The organism is Nocardia sp. MH4 (genome assembly GCF_019266065.1).
Classification (GTDB): domain Bacteria; phylum Actinomycetota; class Actinomycetes; order Mycobacteriales; family Mycobacteriaceae; genus Nocardia; species Nocardia canadensis.
Genome location: NZ_LPNR01000015.1, coordinates 1 through 7,152, shown reverse-complemented (window position 1 = coordinate 7,152; position 7,152 = coordinate 1). Strand labels below are relative to the sequence as shown.

At 72.0% G+C, this 7,152-nt stretch carries 3 protein-coding genes; 2 read left to right on the top strand and 1 reads right to left on the bottom strand.

Going from position 1 to position 7,152, the window contains the following annotated elements; genetic code table 11:
* The coding region (locus ATM97_RS00270) for a nitronate monooxygenase (protein WP_218715871.1) at positions 1 to 720 on the bottom strand (720 nt) is incomplete at its 3' end.
* A 265-nt stretch (positions 721 to 985) separates the two neighbouring features.
* Between ATM97_RS00270 and ATM97_RS00265 the strand changes: the two genes are divergently transcribed.
* Both ATM97_RS00265 and ATM97_RS00260 read left to right on the top strand, forming a co-directional pair.
* On the top strand, positions 986 to 1,852 hold the full coding sequence (locus ATM97_RS00265) for a M23 family metallopeptidase (RefSeq protein ID WP_255586510.1): 867 nt from the start codon (positions 986 to 988) through the stop codon (positions 1,850 to 1,852).
* 255 nt (positions 1,853 to 2,107) lie between these two features.
* A partial coding sequence (locus tag ATM97_RS00260; RefSeq protein WP_218715870.1) for a non-ribosomal peptide synthetase occupies positions 2,108 to 7,152 on the top strand: 5,045 nt, incomplete at its 3' end.

The window sequence follows — 7,152 nt, the reverse complement described above, 5'->3', positions numbered from 1 at the left end:
GTTGGTGCCCGCCTCCGGGCAGCGCAGCAGCGCGGTGCCGAGCTGCCCGGCGGCCGCGCCCGCGGCGAGTACCGCGGCCAGGCCGGCGCCGGTGGCGATGCCGCCCGCGGCGATGATCGGGCGGTCGGTGCTCGCGGTGAGCAGTTGGAGCAGGGTCAGCAGGCCGAGCGGGTCGACCGGGTCGTCGGCGGGATCGTCGAGGAAGCTCGCGCGGTGTCCACCCGCCTCGGCGCCCTGGGCGATCAGCGCGTCGGCGCCCGCGTCGAGCGCGATCGCCGCCTCGGCGGGGGAGGTGACCGTCACCCAGACCTCGGTGCCGACCGCGTGCAGCCGGTCCACCTCGACGGCGGTGGGGCAGCCGAAGGTCGTCGACACCACCGCGACCGGGTCGGCCACCAGCAGGTCGATCTTCTCCGCCCAGCCGTCGGTGTCGTGCTTGGGCGTGCCGAGCGGGAACTCCGCGCCCAGCTCGGCCAGATAGGCCGCGTAGGTCGCCGGCTCGGCGACCGGGCCGGGGGCGAACAGATTCATGCCGAAGGGGGCGGTGGTCGCGGCTCTGGTCGCCGCGATCTGGTCGGCCATCGCCGCAGGCGCGAGGTAGCCGGCGGCCAGCTGGCCGAATCCGCCCGCGTTCGAGACGGCGACCACCAACTCCGGGGTGGACGGGCCGCCTGCCATGGGCGCGGCGACGATAGGGACACGCAAGCTCTCGATCACCATGTCCCGAGTCTGTCCCGTCGGCGCCGGGTCAAGCGCCGGGACCGGCGCGTGTGACCGGCTCGGCAACGGGATCGTTACTGTGGGACAGGCCTCCCACCTGCGAGTTCGACGGAGAAGGTTGCGGAATGGTCACGACCGGGTAGAGTTCCCGTCACAACGGATGCCGAACCGTTACACGCGGGTCGGTAACGGGAACCGCCCAGGCGGATTCCGGGCCGGTCGTCACCGGTTTCGTTTCCTTGTTGTCGGACGCTAGGACGAGACTTTGTCGCAGCACCGTATGGGCCCCGAATCCATCTCCGTCAAGGCCCTGTTGGGTGACGGAGGCGCCGGGCGCCCGAGCCGGCACCGCGCCGAACCCTCTCGCACCGATCGGGTGCGGGTCGCCGCCAGCGCCGCGGTCGCCGCGGGCGCCATCGTCGGCACCGCCGCCTCGATCGCCCCGACCATCGCCTACGCGGCCCCGCTGCTGCCGACGCACAACGACGACGTCGAGGAATCCGTCGTCCCCGATTCCGCTCGCGAGGCCGCCGAGGTCAACCTCGTCGCCGCCAAGCAGGTCGCCGCGCCCGCCGAGGCGCCCACGCAGGTCGACGCTGTCGCCGCGCCGATCGCGTCGCCCGTCGCCGCGCCGTTCGGCATCGGCAACCTGCCGCCCGAGATCGCGGGCCCGCTGGCCCAGGTCGAGGACATCATCCAGGGCATCCAGCACCAGGTCGCGCCGCCGCAGGCCGCCCGCCCGGTCGCGGGCCCGATCAGCTCCGGATTCGGCGCCCGCTGGGGCGCCATGCACTACGGCCTGGACTTCGCCGACTCGATCGGCGCCCCGATCCACTCCGTGTCCAGCGGCACCGTCGTCGAGGCGGGCCCGGCCTCGGGCTTCGGCCTGTGGGTGCGGGTGCTGCAGGACGACGGCACCACCGCCGTCTACGGCCATGTCAACGAGATGCTGGTGACCCAGGGTCAGCGCGTCAACGCGGGCGACGTCATCGCGACCGTCGGCAACCGCGGCCAGTCCACCGGCCCGCACCTGCACCTGGAGATCTGGGATCAGGGCGGCGCCAAGATGGATCCCATTCCCTACCTCGCCTCCAAGGGTGTGCCGCTGGAGTGGGGCCCCTCCGCGCACTGAGCGTTTCCAGTCGCGGACTCTCCGCGAAAGCCGAGTGACGGTGGTTCAGTATGAGCCCCGTCACTTTGCTGTGTGATCCGGCAACACGCCTGGTCGGCGGGCCGATACTCCTCAGGGCCCGTGGAACCGGGGGCCCCGCAATCGGGGGCTGTCGGCACGACGTTCGGTCGGTCTGTGGTCGCTCGATATGATGGCTCGATCTGCACGGGGCGGCCGTCGGCGCGTCCATGCTCGATGAGAGGTGAATGAACCCGAATGGAAACTGCCCGTCGTTCTGCCCGCGGTAACCGCCGTCGCCGGTCGAGCAGTCCGACATTCGGTCAGTTGCTGACGGCCGCCGTGGAATCGGCCGCCGACACCACCGCCATCCGGTTCAACCCCACCGGCGACCCGGCCGACCAGCGCGAACTCACCTACCGCGCGCTGGACGAGGAGTCCTCCCGGCTCGCCAGGGAGCTGATCGCCCGTGGCATCGGCCCCGGTGACATCGTCGCCGTCGCGATCACCCGCTCGATCGAATCGGTGCTCAGTGTGTGGGCCGTGGCCAAGTCCGGCGCCGCCTACGTGCCGATCGACCCGGCCTACCCGGCCGAGCGCATCGCCCACATCGTCACCGATTCGCACGCCGTGCTCGGCGTCACCACCGCCGCGCACCGGCCCGCGCTCGGTACCTCCACCGAGTGGCTCGAGCTCGACGACCCCACCGTCGCGGCGCGGATCGCGGCCCAGCCCGCGCACGCCATCTCCTACAGCGACCGGGTGCGCACGCTCGACGAGCGGCATCCGGCCTATGTCATCTACACCTCGGGCTCCACCGGTCTGCCCAAGGGCGTCGTGGTGACCCAGGCGGGCCTGTCGACGATGGCCGCGGTGGGCAGGCAGTACCGCATCGACGCGGGCTCGCGGGTGACTCACCTGAGCTCGCCCAGCTTCGACTTCTCCCTGATGGAGATGCTGTTCACCTTCACCGCGGGCGCGACGCTGGTCGTGGTGCCGCCGACGGTGTTCGGTGGCGACGAACTCGCCGATCTCGTTCGCCGCGAACAGGTCTCGCACCTGCTGATCACCCCGGGCGCGCTCGAGTCGGTCGACTCCACCCGGGTCGACAGCGTGCGGGTGGTCGTCACCGGCGGCGACAAGCTCGGCCCCGAACTGGTGGATCGCTGGGTGGCACAGGGCCGTTCGGTGTTCAACGCCTACGGCCCCACCGAGGCCACCGTCATGGTGACCACCGGCGAGATGACCGCGGGCGCGGCGGTGACGCTGGGTTCGGTGATCCCGGGTGTCGCGGCCTTCGTGCTGGACGCGCGCCTGCGCCCGGTACCCGCGGGCGTCGTCGGTGAGTTGTACCTGGCCGGTCCCGCGTTGGCCCAGGGCTACCTGGACCGTCCCGAGCTGACCGCCGAGCGCTTCGTCGCCAACCCGTTCGGCGCCGACGCGGGCGCGCCCGGCGGACGCCTGTACCGCACCGGTGACCTGGTGCGCCGCGACACCTCCGGCGAGTTCGAGTACCTCGGCCGCTCCGACTTCCAGGTCAAGATCCGCGGCCTGCGCATCGAGCTGGGCGAGATCGACAACGCGCTGACCACCCACCCCGACGTCGACTTCGCGGCCACCCTCGGCCGCACGCTGACCAACGGCGTGACCTCGCTGGTCGCCTACGTGCTGCCCCGCGCGGGCGCCGCGGTGACCCCGGCCGACCTGGCCCACCACCTGTCGGGCCTGCTGCCCGCGTACATGGTGCCTGCGGCGATCATGCTGCTCGACGAGATCCCGCTGACCCCGGTCGGCAAGCTCGATCGCAAGGCCCTGCCGGAGCCCACCTTCACCGCCCGCGAGTTCCGCGCGCCGAGCACGCCGATCGAGGAGATCATCGCGCAGGTGTTCGCGGCGCTGCTGGTGTCGGGAGACGACCAGGTCGGCGCGGACGACGACTTCTTCGAGCTCGGCGGCAACTCGCTGCTGGCCGCCCAGGCGGTGGCCCGGATCGGGACCGCGCTCGATGCCAGGGTGCCGGTCCAGCTGGTGTTCGAGGCCTCGACGGTGTCGGCGCTGGCCGCGCGCGTCGAGTCGCACGTCGGCGCGGGCACCGGCAACCCGCTGACCGCGCAGACCCGGCCCGAGCAGATCCCGCTGTCCTACGCGCAGCAGCGGATGTGGTTCCTCAACCGGTTCGATCCGGGCAGCGGCGCCAACAACATCCCGCTGCCGGTGCGGTTGTCCGGCGAGCTGGATGTGGCGGCCATGCGCGCCGCCGTCGCCGACCTGGTCGGCAGGCACGAAGTACTGCGCACGATCTACCCGGAGGTCGACGGTGACGCCGTGCAGCTGGTGCTGCCGGTGGGCGATCCCCGCGCGGTCCCGCAGGTCGAGCTGGTCGACGCGACCCCCGAGCAGCTGCCCGGTCTGATCGCCGAGCAGGCGGTGGCCGGTTTCGATGTCGCGGTCGCGCCGCCGGTGCGGGTGCGGCTGTTCCGCCTCGGCGCCGACGAGCACGTGCTGCTGTGCGTGGTGCACCACATCGCCGCCGACGGTTTCTCGATGGCGCCGCTGACCCGCGACCTGATCGCCGCCTACTCCGATCGGCTGCGCGGTAGCGCGCCGGCCTGGCATCAGCTGCCGGTGCAGTATGCCGACTTCACGCTGTGGCAGCGGGCGACACTGGGCGCCGAGTCCGATCCGGATTCGCTGCTGGCTCAGCAGATCTCGTTCTGGCGTGACGAATTGGCCGGACTGCCCGAGCAATTGGACCTGCCCGCCGATCGCCCGCGCCCCGCGGCGATGACCAACCGGGGCGCGAGCTACGACTTCCGGATCGACGCCGACACCCACGCCGCACTGGATCGGCTGTCCCGCGAACACAATTCGACGCTGTTCATGGTCGTGCACGCCGCGCTGGCCGTGCTGCTGGCGCGCCTGTCGGGCACCACCGACATCGCCGTCGGCACCCCGGTGGCCGGTCGCGGCGAAGCGGTGCTCGACGACGTGATCGGCATGTTCGTCAACACCCTGGTGCTGCGCACCGACGTGGACCCGGCCCGCAGCTTCGCCGAACTGCTCGGCAGCGTCCGCGGCACCGACGTGGCCGCCTTCGGGCACGCCGACGTGCCGTTCGAGCGGCTCGTCGAGCTGCTGGATCCGGCCAGGTCGATGGCCAGGCACCCGCTGTTCCAGGTGATGCTCACCTTCCAGAACCTCGCGGGCACCGAGCTGACGCTGCCCGGCCTCACGGTCGCCGGCGTCGATCTGGCCGTGCCGTTCGCGAAGTTCGACCTCGAACTCACCCTCGTCCCGCTGGAGACCGCCGGTGTCTCCAACGGGGTGTCGGCGGCGTTCACCTACGCCACCGACCTGTTCGACGAGGCCACCGTCGCCGGGTTCGCCGACCGGCTGGTGCGCCTGCTCACCGAGGTCGTCGCCGATCCGGCCCGTCCGGTGGGCGCGATCGAGCTGCTCGAATCGGACGAGCGCGAGCGAATCCTGCGGCGGTGGAACGACACCGGGCACGAGCTGGCGCCCGCGCTGCTGCTCGACGGTTACCGTGGTGCGGTCGCGGCGCATCCCGATGCGGTGGCGCTGTCCTATGAGGGCACCGAGCTGACCTATCGCGAGTTCGACGAGCGGGTGAACCGCCTGGCCCGGCTGCTGGCGCAGCGCGGGGTCGGCGCGGAATCGCTGGTCGGGCTGGCCGTGCGCCGGTCGCTGGATCTGGTCGTCGGCATGTACGCGATCGTCACCGCGGGCGGCGCGTACGTGCCGCTGGACCCGGATCACCCGGCCGAGCGGATCGCGCACATCCTCGACACCGCGCAGCCGGTGTGCGTGCTGACCACCACCGCCGACGCCGTCGAGGTGCCCGCGGCGACCCCGGTGATCACCATGGACACCGTTGCGCTGGACGGCTTCTCGGGCGAGCCGTTGAGCCCGGCCGAGCTGGTCCGGCCGGTGCTGCCGCAGCACCCGGCCTACGTCATCTTCACCTCGGGTTCCACCGGCCGCCCGAAGGGTGTGGCGGTCTCGCACCAGGCGATCGACAACCAGATCGCGTGGATGCTCGCGGAGTACCCGCTGGCTCCGGGCGATGTCTACCTGCAGAAGACCGCGACCACCTTCGACGTGTCGCTGTGGGGCTACTTCATGCCGCTGCGCACCGGCGCGAAGCTGGTCGTCGCGACCCACGACGGCCACCGTGATCCCGCCTACATCGCCGAAACCATTGCCGCGCAGGGCGTCACGATGACCGACTTCGTGCCGTCGATGCTCACCGTCTTCGCCGCGCACACCGCGCCCGGCGCCATCCCCACGCTGCGCGACGTGTTCGCCATCGGTGAGGCGCTACCGCCGGAGACCGTCGAGGCGCTGCGCGCGGTCTCGACCGCGCAGGTGCACAACCTCTACGGCCCGACCGAGGCCGCGGTGTCGGTGACCTACTGGCCCGCGGGCGAAACCGATCGCGGGTCGGTGCCGATCGGCGTGCCGCAGTGGAACACCCAGGTCTACGTGCTGGATTCGCGGCTGCGGCCGGTGCCGGCGGGTGTCGTCGGCGAGCTGTACCTGGCGGGCGATCAGCTCGCGCGCGGGTACGTCGCTCGGCCGGACCTGACCTCGGATCGCTTCGTGGCCAACCCGTTCACGCCCGGAGCGCGGATGTACCGCACCGGTGACCTGGTGATGTGGCGCACGCCCACCGCCGACACCCCGGTCCTGGAATACCTGGGCCGCACCGACTTCCAGGTGAAGTTCCGGGGCCAGCGGATCGAGCTCGGCGAGATCGAGACCGCGCTGCTGGCGCAGCCGTCGGTCAGCCAGACCGTCGCCGTGGTGGCCGATTCGCCCGCCGGTGAGCAGCTGGTCGCCTACGTGGTGCCCAAGCCGGGGGAGCGGATCGAGCAGGCGGCGCTGCTCGCCGCGATCGGTGAATCATTGCCCGCGTACATGATTCCGGCCGCCCTGGTCGCCCTGGACGCGTTCCCGCTGAACCCGAGCGGCAAGCTCGACCGCAAGGCGCTGCCCGCGCCCACCTTCACGGCGGGCGAGTTCCGCGCACCCGCGACGCCCACCGAGGAGATCGTGGCGGGCGTCTACGCCGAGCTGCTCGGCATGGCGCGGGTCGGCGCCGACGACGACTACTTCGCGCTCGGCGGCAACTCGCTGCTGGCTACCCGCGCGATCGCCCGGATCAACGAGGCCCTCGACGCCGAGGTCACCATTCGCGACCTGTTCGAGGCGCCGACCGTCGCCGCGCTGGCCGCGCGCGTCGGCGCGGTCGGCGGGGCCGCGGCCCGGCCCGCGCTGGTGGC